The sequence below is a fragment of the Saccharothrix sp. DSM 118769 genome (genome assembly GCF_052936295.1).
In genome coordinates, this window is the sequence record NZ_CP193627.1 from 8,628,037 (window position 1) to 8,644,916 (window position 16,880).

12 protein-coding genes and 1 tRNA gene are annotated in these 16,880 nt (G+C 72.0%); 6 read left to right on the plus strand and 7 right to left on the minus strand.

Annotation, left to right across the window (positions count from 1 at the left end; genetic code table 11):
- Window positions 1–1,425 carry a diaminopimelate decarboxylase gene (gene lysA, locus ACRAKJ_RS36705; RefSeq protein ID WP_438923137.1) on the minus strand — a complete coding sequence of 475 codons (1,425 nt, stop codon included), beginning with the start codon at window positions 1,423–1,425 and terminating at the stop codon, window positions 1–3.
- Window positions 1,425–3,074, minus strand: a complete 1,650-nt coding sequence (gene argS / locus ACRAKJ_RS36710) for an arginine--tRNA ligase (protein WP_438923138.1) — start codon at window positions 3,072–3,074, stop codon at window positions 1,425–1,427. Before argS ends, lysA begins: the two co-directional genes overlap by 1 nt.
- A gap of 172 nt (window positions 3,075–3,246) precedes the next feature.
- On the opposite strand from argS, the gene ACRAKJ_RS36715 reads away from it, so the two are divergent.
- From ACRAKJ_RS36715 to ACRAKJ_RS36730, 4 genes are all read left to right on the plus strand, one after another.
- On the plus strand, window positions 3,247–4,116 hold the full coding sequence (locus ACRAKJ_RS36715; protein ID WP_438923139.1) for a DUF3105 domain-containing protein: 870 nt from the start codon (window positions 3,247–3,249) through the stop codon (window positions 4,114–4,116).
- Window positions 4,117–4,126: 10 nt separating this feature from the next.
- Window positions 4,127–4,813 (plus strand): DUF305 domain-containing protein, encoded by a 687-nt coding sequence (locus ACRAKJ_RS36720; RefSeq protein ID WP_438923140.1) that lies wholly within the window; start codon window positions 4,127–4,129, stop codon window positions 4,811–4,813.
- 142 nt (window positions 4,814–4,955) lie between these two features.
- A complete protein-coding gene (locus ACRAKJ_RS36725) occupies window positions 4,956–6,887 on the plus strand; it encodes an acyl-CoA dehydrogenase family protein (protein WP_438923141.1) in 1,932 nt (643 codons plus the stop codon).
- 428 nt (window positions 6,888–7,315) lie between these two features.
- Window positions 7,316–11,596, plus strand: a complete 4,281-nt coding sequence (locus tag ACRAKJ_RS36730; protein ID WP_438923142.1) for a GH92 family glycosyl hydrolase — start codon at window positions 7,316–7,318, stop codon at window positions 11,594–11,596.
- Between the two features lie 9 nt (window positions 11,597–11,605).
- Here the strand turns inward: ACRAKJ_RS36730 and ACRAKJ_RS36735 are convergent, their stop codons facing one another.
- Together ACRAKJ_RS36735 and ACRAKJ_RS36740 are read right to left on the minus strand one after the other, a co-directional pair.
- Window positions 11,606–12,544 carry a cation diffusion facilitator family transporter gene (locus tag ACRAKJ_RS36735; protein WP_438923143.1) on the minus strand — a complete coding sequence of 313 codons (939 nt, stop codon included), beginning with the start codon at window positions 12,542–12,544 and terminating at the stop codon, window positions 11,606–11,608.
- 44 nt (window positions 12,545–12,588) lie between these two features.
- Complete coding sequence (locus ACRAKJ_RS36740; protein ID WP_438923144.1) at window positions 12,589–13,275, minus strand: alpha/beta fold hydrolase; 687 nt, start codon at window positions 13,273–13,275, stop codon at window positions 12,589–12,591.
- A 131-nt stretch (window positions 13,276–13,406) separates the two neighbouring features.
- Here ACRAKJ_RS36740 and ACRAKJ_RS36745 point away from each other — a divergent pair.
- Window positions 13,407–13,481: transfer RNA gene (locus ACRAKJ_RS36745), tRNA-Arg, on the plus strand.
- Between the two features lie 466 nt (window positions 13,482–13,947).
- Here the strand turns inward: ACRAKJ_RS36745 and ACRAKJ_RS36750 are convergent.
- Together ACRAKJ_RS36750 and ACRAKJ_RS36755 are read right to left on the minus strand one after the other, a co-directional pair.
- Window positions 13,948–14,571: a DUF1345 domain-containing protein gene (locus ACRAKJ_RS36750; protein WP_438926621.1), complete on the minus strand. Its 624-nt coding sequence runs from the start codon at window positions 14,569–14,571 to the stop codon at window positions 13,948–13,950.
- 465 nt (window positions 14,572–15,036) lie between these two features.
- A complete protein-coding gene (locus ACRAKJ_RS36755; RefSeq protein WP_438926620.1) occupies window positions 15,037–15,321 on the minus strand; it encodes a hypothetical protein in 285 nt (94 codons plus the stop codon).
- A 233-nt stretch (window positions 15,322–15,554) separates the two neighbouring features.
- On the opposite strand from ACRAKJ_RS36755, the gene ACRAKJ_RS36760 reads away from it, so the two are divergent.
- Window positions 15,555–15,785 carry a hypothetical protein gene (locus ACRAKJ_RS36760; RefSeq protein ID WP_438926619.1) on the plus strand — a complete coding sequence of 77 codons (231 nt, stop codon included), beginning with the start codon at window positions 15,555–15,557 and terminating at the stop codon, window positions 15,783–15,785.
- Window positions 15,786–15,891: 106 nt separating this feature from the next.
- Here ACRAKJ_RS36760 and ACRAKJ_RS36765 read toward each other — a convergent pair whose 3' ends face one another.
- Window positions 15,892–16,821, minus strand: coding sequence for a hypothetical protein (locus ACRAKJ_RS36765; RefSeq protein ID WP_438926618.1), 930 nt, complete (start codon window positions 16,819–16,821; stop codon window positions 15,892–15,894).
- Between the last annotated feature and the right edge of the window lie 59 nt (window positions 16,822–16,880).

The following is a 16,880-nucleotide window of genomic DNA, read 5'->3' on the forward strand; positions in this document are numbered from 1 at the left end:
TCATACCTCCAGGCGGAACAGGTCTTCCTCGGTCTCCCGGCGCAGCAGCAGCCGGGACTCGCCGTCGACGACCGCGGCGAGCGCGGGTCGCGGGAGCCGGTTGTAGCCGCTGGCCATGGAGTAGCAGTACGCGCCGGTGGCGGCGACCGCGATCAGGTCGCCGGGCGCGAGGTCGTCGGGCAGCCAGCAGTCGCGCACGACCACGTCGCCGGACTCGCAGTGCTTGCCGACGACGCGGCACAGCACGGCCGCGGCGTCCTCGGGGGCGTCGCGGGAGACCAGCCGGCAGTCGTACACCGCGTCGTAGAGGGCGGTGCGGATGTTGTCGCTCATGCCGCCGTCCACGCTCACGTAGCGGCGGATCGCGCCCGCGTCGAGCTGGACGTCCTTGATGGTGCCCACCTCGTAGAGGGTCACCGTGCCGGGGCCGACGATGGCCCGGCCGGGCTCGACGGCGATCGTCGGCGCGGGGAGGCCGGCGTGCTCGCACTCCTTGCCGACGATGTCGCGCAGCTGCCTGGCCAGCTCGGCGGGCGGCGGCGGGTCGTCGTCCGGGGTGTAGGCGATGCCGAGGCCGCCGCCGAGGTCCACGGTGGTGACGTGGTCGAGGAGGCCGTCGCCGTGCTCGTCGCGCAGCTCGGCCAGCAGGCCGACGACCCGGCGCGCGGCGACCTCGAAGCCGCTCGCGTCGAAGATCTGCGAGCCGATGTGGCTGTGCAGGCCGACGAGCCGCAGGCCCTCGGACTTGAGCACGCGGCGGGCGGCCTCGGCGGCGTCGCCGGAGGACAGCGAGAAGCCGAACTTCTGGTCCTCGTGCGCGGTGGCGATGAACTCGTGCGTGTGCGCCTCGACGCCCACGGTGACGCGGATCATCACCGGCTGCACGCGACCGCGCTCGCGGGCCACCTGGTCCAGGCGGGCGATCTCCAGGAACGAGTCGAGCACCACCGCGCCGACGCCGACGTCCACGGCCGCGGTCAGCTCGGCGAGCGACTTGTTGTTCCCGTGCAGCGCGATGCGCTCGGGCGGGAAGTCGGCGCGCAGCGCCACCGCCAGCTCGCCGCCGCTGGCCACGTCGATGCTCAGCCCCTCCTCGGCGACCCAGCGGGCCACCGCGACGGAGAGGAACGCCTTGGACGCGTAGTGCACGCGCGTCGGGTCGCCGAACGCCTCGGCGTGCTCGCGGCAGCGGGCCCGGAAGTCGGCCTCGTCCATCACGAACAGCGGCGTGCCGTGCTCCTCGGCGAGCGCGCGCACGTCGACGCCGGCGAGGCGGACCGCGCCGTCGGCGCCGCGCTCGGCGTTGCGCGGCCACACCTTCGGGTGAAGTTCGTTCAGCTGGTCGGGCGAGGAGGGGCGGCTGCCCGCGGTGCTCCCGGGCAGCAGGACGTCGGCGTGCCGGGGACCGGCCGGGTGGGCGCGCATCACATCCGCTCCGGGGCGGTCACGCCCAGCAGGGCCAGGCCGTTGGCGAACACCTGGCGGGCCGCGACGCACAGGGCCAGGCGGGCGCGCTGCACCTCGGTGACCTCGTCGTCGCCGCGCGGCAGCACGCGCAGCTCCTTGGTGTCGTAGAACCGGTGCAGGGTGCCCGCCAGCTCCTCCAGGTAGCGCGCGACCCGGTGGGGTTCGCGCAGCTCACCGGCGGTGGCGACGACGCGCGGGAACTCGCCGATCGTGCGGATCAGGTCGCCCTCGCGGTCGTGCGACAGCAGCTCGTAGGACTCGTTCGGCGTCACGCCCAGCTCGGCGGCGTTGCGCAGCACCGAGGAGATCCGCGAGTGCGCGTACTGGACGTAGAACACCGGGTTGTCGTTGCTGCGCTTGCGCAGCAGGTCCAGGTCGATGTCCAGGGACGAGTCGACCGAGGAGCGGGTCATCGCGTACCGGGCCGCGTCCACGCCCACCGCCTCGACCAGGTCCTGCATGGTGATGACGGTGCCCGCGCGCTTGCTCATCCGCACCGGCCTGCCGTCGCTGACCAGGTTCACCATCTGGCCGATCAGCACCTCGACCGAGTCGGGGTCGTCGCCGAGCGCGGCGGCGGCGGCCTTGAGCCGGCCGATGTAGCCGTGGTGGTCGGCGCCGAGCATGTAGATGCACAGGTCGAAGCCGCGCGACCGCTTGTCCACCAGGTACGCGATGTCGCCGGCGATGTACGCCGGGTCGCCGTCGCTCTTGATGACCACGCGGTCCTTGTCGTCGCCGAACTCGGTGGAGCGCAGCCACCAGGCGCCGTTCTCGAAGTACAGCGAGTCCGAGCCCTTGAGCTGCTCGACGGCCTTGGCGACCGCGCCGGACTTGTGCAGCGAGTCCTCGTGGAAGAAGACGTCGAAGTCGGTGCCGAAGTCGTGCAGGTCCTTCTTGATCTCCTCGAACATCAGCCCGACGCCGACGCGGCGGAAGACCTCGTGCGAGTCCTCCGAGGTCAGGGCGCTGGGCTCCTGCCGGATCACCTCGGCGGCGATGTCGCTGATGTAGCCGCCGGCGTAGCCGTCCTCGGGGGCGGGCTCGCCCTTGGCGGCGGCGATCAGGGACCGCACGAACCGGTCGATCTGCGCGCCGGCGTCGTTGAAGTAGTACTCGCGGGTCACCTCGCCGCCGTTGGCCGCGAGGATGCGGCCCAGCGCGTCGCCGACCGCCGCCCAGCGGGTGCCGCCGAGGTGGATCGGGCCCGTCGGGTTCGCCGAGACGAACTCCAGGTTGATCTTCTTGCCGGTCAGGGCGTCGCCGCGGCCGTAGGCGTCGCCGCCCGCGAGCACGTCGCGCACGATCGCGCCCTGCGCGTCGGCGGCGAGCCGCAGGTTGAGGAAGCCCGGACCGGCGACCTCGACGGTGGCGATGGCGTCCGTGCCGGTCAGCGCCTCGGCCAGCCAGCCGGCCAGGTCGCGGGGCGGGACGCCGGCCTTCTTCGCGGCCTGGAGGGCCACGTTCGTGGCGTAGTCGCCGTGCTCGGGGTTGCGCGGTCGCTCGATCGTGACCGCCGTCGGGAGGGAGGCGGGGTCGAGGCCGCGGGTGGACAGCACGTCCACGGCCGTCGCGCGGACCAGTTCAGCGAGCGCAGCGGGAGTCACCCGACAAGTCTAGGGAAGCGTTCCCGCTGGTCTGCGCCGGGATGGACGTCCCGGACAGTGAGATGGGTCAACTGTTGACGACCACCCGGCGTGACGGGGAGTTGACGGTGATCAGACACGGTGTCCCTACACTGACCGGCGGCACGGGCGTACGACGAGATCTGAGGCGGACATGACCAGCGGCAAGAAGACGAAGGCCGCGCGCTCCAGCGTTGCGGCGGCGCGCTCCTCGGTGGTGGCGAAGAAGCCGAAGCCCTGGGGGACCATCATCGCCGTGATCGCGGTGCTGGCGCTGGCGGGCACCGTGTTCGGGTACGCGTACTCGCAGATCGCCGACAAGAACGCCAAGGAAGCCGCGCTCGCCCAGTGGAACCCGTCCGAGGAGAACAAGGACCCCTCGGACAAGATCGAGGGCGTCGTGAAGAAGGAGTACGCCGAGGGCAAGCACGTCACGGCCGAGCAGCGGGTCGCCTACGACCAGTCGCCGCCGTTCGGCGGGCCGCACGACGGCGTCTGGGCCGCGTGCACCGGCGTGGTCTACGAGAGCGCGGTGCGCACCGAGAACATGGTCCACGGCCTGGAGCACGGCGCCGTGTGGATCGCGTACAACCCGGACCAGGTGACCGGTGACGCGCTGACCAAGCTGCGCGACCGGGTCGAGGGTCAGCAGTTCACGATGATGTCGCCGTACCCCGGCCTGGACAAGCCGGTCTCGCTCCAGTCGTGGGGCCACCAGCTCAAGGTGGAGAGCGCCGACGACCCGCGGATCGACCAGTTCATCCAGTCGCTGCGCCGCAACCAGTGGACCTACCCGGAGATCGGCGCGACCTGCGACTCCAGCACGTTCGACGTGACCAACCCGCCGCCGTTCGTGGCGGAGGCCCCGGGCCCGGACGCCGTCCCGATGGACGGTGGCCAGACCGACGCGGCGGAGACCGGCCAGACCGGCGCCGTCGACCCGAGCGCCCCGGCCGCCGACCCGAGCGCGCCCGCCGCCGACCCGTCCGCCCCCGGCGCGCCGAGCACCACGCCGTCCAGCTGACGACCCGGCCATGACCGAACCGATCGAACCCGAGCAGCGGCGCGGCGCGACCGCGACCCGCGCCGCCGTCGTGGCGGTGGCGGTGGTCGCCGTGCTGCTGCTCGGCGCGGCGGTCGGCCTGCTGATCAAGCTGCCGGGGCAGGACAACACCTCGTCCACCCCGGCGGCGGACTCGGTCGACGTCGGGTTCCTCCAGGACATGGCCGCCCACCACCTCCAGGGCGTCACGATGGCCAACCTGGCGCGGGACAAGACGACCGACGCGACCATCCGCCAGCTCGCCTTCGACATCCAGTCCACCCAGCTGGAGCAGGTGGGCCGGATGAAGGGCTGGCTGAGCCTCTGGGGCTACCAGGAGCAGTCGGTCGACGGCACCCACATGAAGTGGATGACGAGCGCGAGCCACGACCACACGGCCGCGGCGGACGCCGGCACCACGGGCCTGATGCCGGGCATGGCGACCACGCAGGAGCTGAACAGGCTGCGCGGGCTCTCCGGCCCGGAGTTCGACGTGTACTTCCTCCAGCTGATGCTGCGCCACCACCAGGGCGGCTCGCCCATGGCGCAGTACGCCGCCACGCACGCCGGCCAGTCCGTCGTGCGGACGCTCTCGGACAACATGCTGGGCTCGCAGAAGAGCGAGAGCGCCTACATGGAGCAGCTCATCCGCGAGCGCGGCGCGTCCCCGCTGCCGTAGCCCGCGCCGCCGTAGCCCTGCTGCCGTGACCCGCGCCGCCGTAGCCCTGGCTCGGGTTGCCGAAGTGCCGGTGTGTGCGCGTCACCCGATTGGGGCTACCCGCCGGTAGTAGCGTGGGAAGCCCGGCGCCTGGAGGTCAGCGATGACCGCAGTGGACCCCGAACGAGCGGACCCCGAACGAGCGGACCCCGGCACGGCCCCTCCCGGGCGGCGCGTGGACGAGCGCACCGCGCGGAAGGTCGCCGAGCAGGCGCGCGAGACCCGCTGGCGGGACCCCAGCTTCGGTCGCGACCTGTTCCTCGGCCACTTCCGGCTCGACCTGATCCACCCGCACCCCAGCGGGTCGGCGGAGGACCGCGAGCGCGGCGAGACGTTCCTGGAGGCGCTCCGCGAGTACTGCGAGAGCACCGTCGACGGCCTGCTCATCGAGCGGCAGGCGCGCATCCCCGACCACGTGCTCACGGGCCTCAAGCAGCTCGGCGCGTTCGGCATGAAGATCAAGCCCGAGTACGGCGGCCTGGGGCTCTCGCAGGTCTACTACAACCGGGCGCTGATGCTCGTCGGCTCGGTCAGCCCCGCGCTGAGCGCGATGCTGTCGGCCCACCAGTCCATCGGCGTGCCGCAGCCGATCAGCCTGTTCGGCACCGACGAGCAGAAGAGGACCTACCTGCCGCGCTGCGCGACCGGCGAGATCAGCGCGTTCCTGCTCACCGAGCCCGACGTCGGCAGCGACCCCGCGCGCCTGGGCGCCACGGCCACGCCCACCGAGGACGGGTACCTGCTCAACGGCGTGAAGCTGTGGACCACCAACGGCGTGGTGGCCGACCTGCTGGTGGTGATGGCGCAGGTGCCCGGCAAGGGGATCAGCGCGTTCGTCGTGGAGGGCGACTCCCCCGGCATCACCGTGGAGCGGCGCAACGAGTTCCTGGGCCTGCGCGGCCTGGAGAACGGCGTCACCCGGTTCCACGACGTGCGCGTGCCGCGGGAGAACCTGATCGGCGAGGAGGGCGCGGGCCTGAAGATCGCGCTCACCACGCTCAACACCGGCCGGCTGTCGCTGCCCGCGCTGTGCGCGGGCGCGGCCAAGTGGTGCCTGAAGATCGCCCGGGAGTGGACGGGCGCACGGGTGCAGTGGGGCCTGCCGGTGGGCAGGCACGAGGCCATCGCGGGCAAGGTGGCGTTCATCGCGGCCACCGCGTACGCGCTGGAGGCCGTGCTCGACCTGTCGAGCGAGCTGGCCGACGCGGGCGGGCACGACATCCGCATCGAGGCCGCGCTGGCCAAGCTGTACGGCTCGGAGATGGCGTGGCTGGTCGCGGACGAGCTGGTGCAGCTGCGCGGCGGGCGCGGTTTCGAGACGGCCGACTCGCTGGCCGCCCGCGGCGAGCGCGGCGTGCCGGCCGAGCAGGTGCTGCGCGACCTGCGGATCAACCGGATCTTCGAGGGCTCGACCGAGATCATGCACCTGCTGATCGCGCGCGAGGCGGTGGACGCGCACCTGGCCGTGGCGGGCGACATCGTCGACCCCGAGGCCGACGTGCGGCGCAAGGCGCGCGCGGCGGCGAACGCGGGCCGGTTCTACGCGAAGTGGCTGCCGACGCTCGTGGTCGGCAAGGGCCAGGTGCCCCGGGCGTACGCCGAGTTCGGGCCGCTCGCCGGGCACCTGCGGTTCGTCGAGCGGGCCTGCCGCAGGTTGGCGCGGCAGACGTTCTACGCGATGTCCCGCTGGCAGGGGCGGATGGAGCGCAAGCAGCGCTTCCTGGCGCGGGTGGTGGACATCGGCGCGGAGCTGTTCGCGATCAGCGCGACCTGCGTGCGGGCGGCGGCGGACGGCGACCGGGCGGTGGGGCTCGCCGACGCGTTCGCGCGGCAGGCCCGCGTGCGGGTGGACGAGCTGTTCGACCGGCTGTGGCGCAACTCGGACGACTCGGACCGGCGGCTGGCGGAGCACGTGCTCGCCGGGCGGTTCACCTGGCTGGAGGAGGGGGTGCTCGACCCCTCGGTGCCGGGGCCGTGGATCGCGGACTCGGCGCACGGGCCGTCGACCGCGGCGAACGTGCACCGCAAGACCTGAGGTGCCGCGGGGTGTCGCCGCCCGGTACGGGGTGTTGCTGCCCGGGGCAGGTGGTTGCGGGCGCGGCACCTGCCCCGGGCGACGGTCGGGAGGGGACCACGTCCCCCGTACTCCCTTCCCGACTCCCCGGTACTGCAACGGAAGGACACAACACCCTCCAGGAGGAGGTGACGTAACGCTATGTCATTACCGGCCGGTTTACACCTACTACAAACGAGTGAATTAGCAGGTGAGGCACTCTCGACTACGCCCGGAGTGTGACCGCATCCCGGGCACGAGGGGCGCGCCCCCGACGACGGGCGTGGATCGGTTGGAGCAGCGGTCGGACAGGCTTGCGGACAAGTTGACGGGGCACCCTTGACAACGATGTCACAAGGGCCTTTTGCTTCGCTAAACATCGGCCGGGTACGAGGCGAGAGGCGTGCGCGATGAGGCACATGCGAAGTAGACGACCGCTGGTGGTCCTGGCGACCGCTGCGCTGGCGCTGGGGGGCGTGGGAGGCTATTCCCCCGCGACCGCCGCACCGGAGCCGGGGGAGCCAGCCGTGAGCGAGACCCTCTTCGCCTCGTCGTTCGAGGACGGGCAACCGCAGCCGACCTGGCTGAGCACGGTCGAGACCGCGCCGGACGGCACCCCGAAGACCTCGGGCGTCGACGGCTCCGACTCCACCGGCATCCCCGGCAACGTCACCGACCGCGTGGTCGACGTGGTCGCGAACTCCGAGAACAGCGGGTCCGGCGAGGTCGCCGGGAACCTCGTCGACGGCGCCACCGCGTCGAAGTGGCTGACCTTCACGCCGACCGGCTGGGTGCGGTTCACCTTCGCCGAGCCGGTGGCCGTGAAGCGGTACGCCCTGTCGTCCGCCAACGACGCGCCCGAGCGCGACCCCCGGGACTGGGTGCTGCGCGGCTCGGACGACGGCACGACGTGGACCGACCTCGACACCCGCACCGGCGAGGCGTTCGCCGAGCGCTTCCAGACCAAGGGCTACGACCTCGCGAACACCACCGCGTTCCGGCACTACCGGCTCGACATCGCCGCGAACGCGGGCGGCGTGAACCTCGTGCAGCTGGCCGAGGTGCAGTTCTCCGACGGCTCCACCACCCCGCCCGCGCAGAACATGCGCACCACCGTGGGCAAGGGCGCCAACGGCGGCTACAACGCCAAGGCGGGCGCGGGCTTCACCGGCGTGCGCGCGCTGCGCTACCAGGGCACGCACACCGCCGAGGGCCGCGGCTACTCGTACAACAAGGTGTTCGAGGTCGACATCCCGGTCACGGGGACCACGGAGCTGTCCTACCTGGTGTTCCCGTCGTTCACCACGGACGACCTGAACTACCCGGCCACGTTCGCCGCGGTCGACCTGGCGTTCTCCGACGGCACCTACCTGAGCGAGCTCGGCGCGCGCGACCAGCACGGCTTCGAGCTGTCCCCGAGGGGCCAGGGCGAGGCGAAGTCGCTCTACACGAACCAGTGGAACCGCGTCGCGTCCGTCATCGGCTCGGTCGCCGCGGGCAAGACGATCGAGCGCGTCCTGGTCGCGTACGACAACCCGGACGGCCCGGCCGGGTTCAACGGCTGGTTCGACGACATCGCGGTCAAGTCCGCGCCCGCCGTCGTGGAGCGCGCCCGCCCGTCGGACTGGGTGCTGACCACGCGGGGCACGAACTCCAGCGGCTCGTTCTCCCGGGGCAACAACTTCCCGGCCACCGCGGTGCCGCACGGCTTCAACTTCTGGTCGCCCATGACGAACGCGGGCTCGATCAGCTGGCTCTACGAGTACGCGAAGAACAACAACCGGGACAACCTGCCGACGCTCCAGGCGTTCACCGCGAGCCACGAGCCCAGCCCGTGGATGGGTGACCGGCAGACGTTCCAGGTCATGCCGACGATCGGCGCGCCGACCGCGGACCGGGCGCTGCGCGCGCTGCCGTTCAAGCACGAGAACGAGGTCGCGCGGGCGCACTACTACGGCGTGTCGTTCGAGAACGGCATGAAGACCGAGATCGCGCCGACCGACCACGCGGCGGTGTTCCGGTTCACCTTCACCGAGGGCTCCTCGAACCTGGTGTTCGACAACGTCAACAACAGCGGCGGCCTGTCCCTCGACCCGGCGACCGGCGTGGTGACCGGCTTCTCCGACGTCAAGAGCGGCCTGTCGACCGGCGCGACCCGGATGTTCGTCTACGGCGTCGTGGACAAGCCGGTGACCGCGAGCGGCAGGCTGACCGGCGCGGGCCGCGACGACGTGGCCGGCTACTTCTCGTTCGACACCTCGTCGGACAAGACCGTGACGATGCGGATCGCCACCTCGCTGATCGGCGTGGACCAGGCGAAGAAGAACCTGGAGCTGGAGGTGTCCCCCTCGGACACGTTCGACTCCGTGCGCGACCGGGCGCAGGCCGCCTGGGACGACGTGCTCGACACCGTCGAGGTCGAGGGCGCCACCGAGGACCAGCTGACCACGCTGTACTCGAACCTGTACCGGCTCTACCTCTACCCGAACTCGGGCTTCGAGAACACGGGCACGGCCGCCGCGCCCGCGTACCGGTACGCCTCGCCCGTGCAGCCCTCCGGACCCGGCACGCCGACGCGGACCGGCGCGAAGGTCGTGGACGGCAGGATCTACGTCAACAACGGGTTCTGGGACACCTACCGGACCACGTGGCCCGCGTACAGCCTCCTGACCCCCGGCAAGGCCGCCGAGCTGGCCGACGGGTTCGTGCAGCAGTACCGGGACGGCGGCTGGATCTCCCGCTGGTCCTCCCCCGGCTACGCCAACCTGATGACCGGCACCAGCTCCGACGTGGCGTTCGCCGACGCGTTCGTCAAGGGCGTGGACCTGCCCGACGCGGTGGCCGCCTACGACGCCGCCGTGAAGAACGCGACCGTCGCGCCGCCGAACGCGGGCGTGGGCCGCAAGGGCCTGGAGACCTCGATCTTCACCGGCTACACGTCCACCGCCACCGGCGAGGGCATGTCGTGGGCGATCGAGGGCTACGTCAACGACTACGGCATCGCCAACATGGCCAAGGCGCTGCACGAGCAGACCGGTGAGGCCCGCTACCTCGCGGACCACGAGTACTTCACCAACCGCGCGCAGAACTACGTGCACATGTTCGACCCGGCGACCGGCTTCTTCCAGGGCCGCGAGCCGGACGGCACCCGGCGCGAGTCCCCCGAGGACTACGACCCGCGCGAGTGGGGCCACGACTACACCGAGACCGACGGCTGGAACATGGCGTTCTCGGTGCCGCACGACGGTCGGGGCCTGGCCAACCTCTACGGCGGTCGCGACGGCCTGGCGTCGAAGCTGGACGAGTTCTTCGCCACGCCCGAGACGGCGAAGTTCACCGGCTCCTACGGCGGCGTGATCCACGAGATGACCGAGGCGCGGGACGTGCGGATGGGCCAGCTCGGCCACTCCAACCAGGTCTCGCACCACATCACCTACATGTACGACTACGCCGGTCAGCCGTGGAAGACGCAGGAGAAGGTGCGCGAGATCCTGTCCCGGCTCTACCTGGGCAGCGAGATCGGCCAGGGCTACCCCGGCGACGAGGACAACGGCGAGCAGTCGGCCTGGTGGCTGTTCAGCGCGCTCGGCTTCTACCCGCTCCAGATGGGCAACGACACCTACGCGATCGGGTCGCCGCTGTTCACCAAGGCCACCGTGCGGATGGACAACGGCAGGTCGCTGGTCGTGAACGCGCCGAAGAACAGCTCGGAGAACATCTACGTGCAGTCGCTGAAGGTCAACGGTCAGAAGTGGGACAAGGCGTACCTGGACCACTCCTCCCTCGCCTCCGGCGGCGTGCTCGACTTCGAGATGGGCGCCTCGCCGTCCCGCTGGGCCACCGGCGCCGACGCCGCGCCGCCGTCGCTGACCACCGGTGACGAGGCGCCCAAGCCGCTGCGGGACGTGCTGGTCGCGGGCGCCGTCACGTCCTCGGACCCGGTCGCGCCGCTGGTGGACGACACCTCGGCGACGTCCGGCCCGCTGTCGTGGCTCCAGGTGGCCGCGCCGTCGGTCCGCGAGCAGGCGGAGTTCTACACGCTGACCTCGGCGAAGACCGCGGGCGGCGACCCGTCCGCGTGGGTCCTCAAGGGGTCCTACGACGGCACGACGTGGGTGGACGTGGACTCGCGGTCGGGTGAGGTCTTCCGGGACCGGCAGCAGACGCGGTCGTTCAAGGTCGCCAGGCCCGGCCACTACGCCCACTACCGGCTGGAGTTCCCGGCCCCGGTCGTGCTGGCCGAGGTGGAGCTGCTGGCCAAGCCGTTCGTGACGTGCGCGGCCACCGTGACGGGGACGCACACCGGGCCGCTGCAGGTGCGGTCGGGCGTGACGTGCGTGGACGGCGCGACCGTGACCGGTCCCGTGTCGGTGTCGGCGGGCGCGTCGCTGTACGTGTTCGGCGGCGAGCTGCGGGGTCCCGTGTCCGCGGCGGGCGCGGCGGCGGTCGTGCTCGTCGGCACCCGCGTCGGCGGCCCGGTCAGCATCACCGGCGCCTCGGGCCCGGTGGCGCTGGAGCGGACCGACGTCCGCGGCCCGGTCAGCCTGATCGGCAACAAGGGCGGGTCGCTGCTGGCCGGCAACACCGTCGGCGGGCCGATGTCGTGCCTGGCCGGCAACCCCGCGCCGGTGAACAACGGCTGGGCGAACGACGTGCGCGGCCCGCGTTCGGGGCAGTGCTCGGGACTGTGAGGTGACGGGTCACCAGGAGATTTCGCGGCACCTCTGCGCGGAATCTCCTGGTTCGACCTGGAGCGTGGCGTGCTCGATCCGGTACCGCTGCGCGAGCAGGTCCTGGGCGGCTTCGAGCACGTCGGCGGGGTCCGCGCCCCGGCACGTCGTGAGGTGGGCGGAGGCGACCTCCATGCCCGAGGTGAGCGTCCAGACGTGCAGGTCGTGGGCCTCCGCCACCCCCGGCAGCCGGTTGAGGTCGGCCAGTACCTCGCTCACGTCCAACCGCTCCGGGGCGTGCTGGAACAGGATGCGCAGCGCGCTCGCCGCCAGCTTGTAGGTCCGGGGCAGCACCCACAGCCCGATGGCGACACCCGTGACCGGGTCGGCGTAGCGCCACCCGAAGACCAGCGTGACCGCGCCGCTGACCAGCACGGCGACCGAACCCACGAGGTCGGCCAGCACCTCCAGGTACGCGCCCCGGACGTTGAGGCTCTCCTTGGCGCCCTCCCGCAGCACCGCGAACGACACGAGGTTCGCGACGAGCCCGGCCGCCGCCGCCAGCAGCACGGGCAGGCCCGGCACCTCGGGCGGGTTCCCGAAGCGGCCCACGGCCTCGTGGACGACGTACCCGGCGACGCCGAACAGCAGCACCGCGTTGGCCAGCGCGGCCAGCACCTCGGCCCGGTAGAGCCCGAACGTCCGGCTCCCGCTCGTGCCCGCCTTGTTCGCCAGCGCGATCGCGGCCAGCGCCATGCCCACGCCCAGCACGTCGGTCAGCATGTGGGCGGCGTCGGAGATCAGCGCCAACGAGCCCGTCGTGATGCCGACGACCCCCTCGACCAGCATGAACACCGCTCCGATGGCGAACGCCACCCAGAGCCGCCGGAGGTGCCGGGCACTGCTGCTGGCGTGCCCGCCCCCGTTCCCGCCGCCGGCCGACACCCCGTGCCCATGCCCGTGACCCATGGTTCGGAAAATATAGTCACATGCGCATGAGTGCAACCCGTCGATCACGGTCCGATGGCCGCCCCGATGCGCTCGGCGACGAGATCGGGGTGCGTCCGGAGCGCCCAGTGCCCGGCGCGCACCCGACTGCGGGTCAACCGCCGAACCCAGGGCTTCGCGGCGTCCAGGTGCCCGGGACCCACGAAAGGGTCCCGAACCAACTCGACCTGGTGAACCGGAACCTCGACCGCCACCGGCTCGAACCGCCGACCCACGTTGGCCCGGTACAGCTCCAACCCGTTGACCAGCTCCCGCCGCCCCGCGCGCAGCAGCCGCCGGACCCACCCGACCCGCCACACCGCCTCCGCGACCCCGGGCACCAGGAACACCCCGACGTACCAGGACCGCGCCTTGGTCCGGACCGGCACCCGCCCCAGGTGCGCCAACCCGGGCCCGGACAGGCTCACGAACGACCGGAACAAGCCGGGGTGCGCCGCCACCGCCGCCCACCCCTGGACGGAGCCCCAGTCGTGCCCCACCAGGTGGACGGGCGCCCCCGCCTCCCGCACGACCGCCAGCAGGTCCTCCACGAGCACCTCGACCCGGTACCCGTCCCGCTCCCCGGGAGCCTCCGACCCACCGCACCCCCGCACGTCGTACCGAACGACCCGGAACCGCCGCCCGAGCCGCTCGGCGACCTCGTCCCACACCGAGGACGTGTCCGGGTACCCGTGCACCAGCACGACGGGCACCCCACCGGGCACCCCACCCTCGACAACCCGAAGCCGCAGGTCAAAGCCCTGAACCACCCGTTCCACAACCCAAAAGGGTAGGGGGTGAAACCGGCGTGCGGCAGTGCGCTAAGCTTCCCCCCGTAGCTGCGGCCCCCGTAGCTCAGGGGATAGAGCACCGCCCTCCGGAGGCGGGTGCGCAGGTTCGAATCCTGCCGGGGGCACCAACGAAAAGGCCCGCTGACCAGCATGAATGCTGGTCAGCGGGCCTTTTGCTTGTCCGGCTGCGCCCGGCCGGAACCGGCCGTTCACGGGCGTCTGTGCCGATGGTGTGCCGACGAGATCCCGTCGAACTTGATCAAGAAGGCCGATCGGTCCTCGCCGGCGGTGAACTCGCTCACGTCACCCTTCGTCCGCCCTGCGAGTGGCCGTGCCCGTTGTTCGCCGGAAGCCGGTCGTACTGCCGGCGGTTGCGGCACAGAGCGGTTGAGGAATGGGCCATTGTCGGAAGTGTCGCGGGCGCGGTTGTCGCGGTTGTCGCGGTGACAGCACTGCACGATTCACCCACCTTTTCCCAGGCGACCCCCGACTTACCCGAGCCCGGTCGACCGGGCTCGGGTAAGGAGCACTCCGCTCCTGTCGGGTCCCGCGGGCGGGTTGTCGGCGGGTGACCGTGCGGGCGCCCGGGGTGGTTCAGCCGCTGATGACCCCGATGGCGATGCCGAGCATCGCGGTGTTGTAGATGAACGAGAGCACGCCGTGCGCGAGGACCCGCAGCCGCATCCCGGAGGTGCGCGACTCGACGTCGGAGACCGCGAACGTGGTGCCGACGGTGAACGAGAAGTACGCGAAGTCGATGAACGTCGGGTGCTCGGTGCCGGGGAACACCAACAGCTTCTCGGGCAGGGCGCTGTAATAGGCCTGCGCGTAGCGGTCGGCGTAGCCGAAGTGCAGGATCGCCCACGCCAGCAGCACGGCGGGCACGCCGACGACCTTGCCGAGCAACCCCGCTTGGGTGCCTTCCTCGACGAGCACGATGGTCAGGCCGGACGTGATCCCGATGAGGCTGGTGAACAGGGTGAACAGGGTGCCGCTGCGGCGGCCCAGCGCGTTCTTGACCCACGCGCCCTGGTCGTCGCCCGCCCGCTTGCCGCGGCTGAGGCGGATTACGCGGATCGCGAGGTAGACGACGGCGATGAGGTCCCACAACGCGATCCACCTGATGTCCTCCACCTCCGCGAAGAAGATGGGGACGCCGAGCAGGACGAGCACGCCCTCGATGATCCGGGACAGCACGATAGACGGTCTGGAGCGCATGACTTTCCTTCGTCGGAACGGCAGGGGGGTCGTCGCCCACCTCGTCCGGACGACGACGGCCATTCCGCGGGAGCGACGCCGAGAAAGGCTATAGGCCGCTTGTGGCCCGAGCTCGTGCGCACCCTGAAAAAGGTCTGTCGATGAGTTTGGCGGTCCCCGCGAAAGCGGGAAGTCGCGAGCCGCGGCGGCGCGCAGGGTCAGGCGGCGGGCCAGGCGGCGGGTCGGGCGGCGGGCCGGGCGGCGGGTCGGGCGGCGGGCCGGGCGGCGGGTCGCCTTCAGGCGCGCGGTAGGCGCGGGTGCTGTCCACGTGCCGGGCGCGGTCCGTTCACCCGCCGCGGTCGCGGTTCACCGTCCTGCGGGCACGGCGAGGACCGGGCGGGCGCGGAAACCCGCGCCCGGCCCGGTCAGCCCTGCTTCAGGGACCGAAGCCCTCGGTGCCTTCGGACCACGTGGTGGTTCCTCCGGTCAGCGACGTGCTCCGCCGGTGGACCGGAACGCACCCTGCACATCGCGGTGCGGGCCGTTCACGGGGCGGTCCTGGCGTGCGGGAGCGGGCTTGTCCGCGCTCCGGGCCGACAGGCCCAGCATGGACAGCAGCTCACGGCAGTCGCTCACGTCGAGCGAGTGGTCCGCCACGGTGCGGGCCGCCTGGAACTGCTGGGCGGCCTCGGCCACGTCGGTGGCGGCGCGTGCTTCCGCGAAGCCGACGGTGGTGCCGCCCGCTCGCATCGGACGTCCGGTGATCGTCATGCCTGCCCCAGTTCTGCGCTCGCGCGCGTTCCGAAGGTCGAGCTCGGGGTGAGTGGTGGGGCGAGCTGGTGATCCGGCAGCAAGCCGGTGCTCCCGTCCCCGGCCGGAGAACTCCTGGGCCGGACTGGGTCGGGGAACCGCGACGGCTGGGTGCCTGCACCTGGTAACCCGACTCGGGCGAATGTACCGCAGTCGACGCGTGCCGGACCCGTTCGACGCAGTACGGTTTCCAGATGACGGAAGAATCCGGCGGTCCCGCCCTGGGCCCCACCATGACCGAGTGGCTCAGCGCGCGCCGGGAGACCGAGCGGCACCTGACCCTCGGGGGGACGCCGCCGATCGACGTCGAGTGGGTGCAGAAGCTCGCTGACCTGCTGGCCACCGAGCGGTCGTGGCAGGAGCAGTACACGGATTTGATCGCGCTCGGCAGCAGTGGCGGGCGGTTCCCGCCCTCCAACCGCTGACGGGGATGCCGCTGACGGAGCGCTGGTGACGGGACGCTGGTGACAGGACGCTGCTGACGGGGCGCTGCTGACGGCCGTGCGCGTCGTCGGGCGGGGCCGGCGCGCACTACCCCGCCACCTCCCACCGCGCTCCGTAGGCGAGGCCCGGCGTGAGGTGGCGGAAACTCAGGTGGATCTCCCCCGCCTGGTCGACGGGGTGGCCGTGCCCGGCCCGGTCCGCGACGTCGCCGGGGTGCACGCCGTGCAGCGCCCACACGCGCGGCGGCTCGGGTGTCCTGCCGAAGCGGCCCCTCAGGTCCAGCAGGTCGCACGGGTGCCGCGGCACGTAGGCGAGGTGCGACCACTCCGCGTGCGCGGCGAGCGGGCGGAAGCGGATCGCGAAGTCGTGGCCCTGGCCGGCGGCCACCGGGGTCGGCAGGGCGAGGGTCAGGGGTGAGTGGTCGACCAGGGTGCCGCCGTAGAGCACCCCGACGTCCAGGCCGGTCCGGTCCAGCGGGAGCGGTGGCGTCAGGACCAGTTCGCGCAGGCCGTTCCGGTCGGCGACGACGCGGTGCCGCTCGATCACCTCGGGACGGGGCCTGTCCAGGGTCAGCACGGTGTGCAGCTCGGCGGTGCGCCAGCCCCGCGCCGACCCGCCCGACCGGTCATCCGGCCGGTCGCGGGGCACGACGACGGCCAGTTCGGCCAGGTGGTTGATGGCCTCGTCGACCCGGCGGCGGACGGTGCGCGGGTCGCGGTCCATCCTGACCGACGCCCAGCGCACCCGCTCCTGGTAGAGCGGGAGCCGCGCCTCGGCGTCGAGGCCGATGGCGAACGCCGCGCGCGTGGCCAGGCGCAGGTCGTCCGGCAGGTGCCCGGCCAGCTCGGTGAGCCGGGCGGCGACCTTGTGGCGGATGGTGCCGGGCTCGTCGCCCTCGGTCACCCCGCAGGTCGCGCGCAGGGTGGGGCCGACCCGGTCCCCGATGCTCCCGGTCAGCACGCCACGCCCCTTGCGCAGGGACTTCAACTCGCGGACCAGGTCCTGATACGCGTTCACCGGCTCGCCCCCGATCGATCTCCGCGGTGTTCTCCCGCACAGGGTGCGGCGGGCCAGTG

What these genes read in the sequence shown, in the direction of transcription:
- lysA (WP_438923137.1), bottom strand. Translation starts at nt 1,425, where the DNA reads ATGCGCGCCCACCCGGCCGGTCCCCGGCACGCCGACGTCCTGCTGCCC.
- ACRAKJ_RS36715 (WP_438923139.1), top strand. Translation starts at nt 3,247, where the DNA reads ATGACCAGCGGCAAGAAGACGAAGGCCGCGCGCTCCAGCGTTGCGGCG.
- ACRAKJ_RS36720 (WP_438923140.1), top strand. Translation starts at nt 4,127, where the DNA reads ATGACCGAACCGATCGAACCCGAGCAGCGGCGCGGCGCGACCGCGACC.
- ACRAKJ_RS36725 (WP_438923141.1), top strand. Translation starts at nt 4,956, where the DNA reads ATGACCGCAGTGGACCCCGAACGAGCGGACCCCGAACGAGCGGACCCC.
- ACRAKJ_RS36730 (WP_438923142.1), top strand. Translation starts at nt 7,316, where the DNA reads ATGAGGCACATGCGAAGTAGACGACCGCTGGTGGTCCTGGCGACCGCT.
- ACRAKJ_RS36735 (WP_438923143.1), bottom strand. Translation starts at nt 12,544, where the DNA reads ATGGGTCACGGGCATGGGCACGGGGTGTCGGCCGGCGGCGGGAACGGG.
- ACRAKJ_RS36750 (WP_438926621.1), bottom strand. Translation starts at nt 14,571, where the DNA reads ATGCGCTCCAGACCGTCTATCGTGCTGTCCCGGATCATCGAGGGCGTG.
- ACRAKJ_RS36755 (WP_438926620.1), bottom strand. Translation starts at nt 15,321, where the DNA reads ATGACGATCACCGGACGTCCGATGCGAGCGGGCGGCACCACCGTCGGC.
- ACRAKJ_RS36760 (WP_438926619.1), top strand. Translation starts at nt 15,555, where the DNA reads ATGACGGAAGAATCCGGCGGTCCCGCCCTGGGCCCCACCATGACCGAG.